The sequence below is a fragment of the Rhodococcus yananensis genome, from assembly GCF_020515525.1.
GTDB lineage: Bacteria > Actinomycetota > Actinomycetes > Mycobacteriales > Mycobacteriaceae > Rhodococcus > Rhodococcus yananensis.
In genome coordinates, this window is sequence record NZ_JAIYEP010000168.1 from 1 (window position 1) to 754 (window position 754).

Annotated in this window: 2 protein-coding genes; both read left to right on the forward strand. The window is 66.2% G+C overall.

Annotation, left to right across the window (positions count from 1 at the left end):
- Positions 1-128: 128 nt before the first annotated feature.
- Positions 129-440 (forward strand): hypothetical protein, encoded by a 312-nt coding sequence (locus LDQ05_RS19595; RefSeq protein ID WP_226438618.1) that lies wholly within the window; start codon positions 129-131, stop codon positions 438-440.
- Positions 437-754, forward strand: a 318-nt coding sequence (locus tag LDQ05_RS19600; protein ID WP_226438619.1) for a hypothetical protein, incomplete at its 3' end; no start/stop codon positions are given. The genes LDQ05_RS19595 and LDQ05_RS19600, both read left to right, overlap by 4 nt.

Consider the following 754-nt stretch of genomic DNA (forward strand, 5'->3'; position numbering starts at 1 on the left):
GGCGGGGCGCATGTACGACCCCGGGCCGACCGGGCGACCACGAAAGACCGCATGATGCGCCGACTCGCCCCTCCGCGCCGAATCCCGCGCCACCGACCAACTCACCCACCCACCCCAGGGGGACAGCAATGGATGACCACACCCGCGCATGGCTACGTGACCTGTTCGGCAACCCCCCACCCCGCGGCAGCGGCCCCGGACTCGACCGAGACACGATCCTGAGACAGAACGACATGGCCGGGAAGGTCGTGCACGTCACCATCCCCGGACAGCTTGTCGAAGACGCCGACGGTAACCCGATCGGCATGACCCCCAACCGCACCGAATCCTCCTACTTCGGTGTGTGCATGACCCTCCGCAACCTCGCGGAGGCCGGACTCACCCCCGACGACGTACCGAACATCCGCATCGTCGACGAACCCAGAAAGGGACAGCAGTGACCGAACAGCAGAACGACCAGACCATCGACGAGACCACCGAAGTCACGGACACCGCGTCCGAGACTCCCGACGTGGAGACCACGGAGACACCGGAAGTCGACGAGGGCCGGGAAGCGGCGAGGTACCGGCGGCGACTCCGCGACACCGAGAAAGAACGCGACGCACTGCTCGAACGCGTCGACACGCTCCGCCGCTCCGCCATCGACACCGAAGTCACCGTCAAGCATCAGATTCCCACCGACGGTTTCTGGGCTACCGGCATCACCGTCGACGCCCTGCTCGACGACGACGGCAACATCGACACCGAGAAAGTC

What these genes read in the sequence shown, in the direction of transcription:
- LDQ05_RS19595 (WP_226438618.1), top strand. Translation starts at nt 129, where the DNA reads ATGGATGACCACACCCGCGCATGGCTACGTGACCTGTTCGGCAACCCC.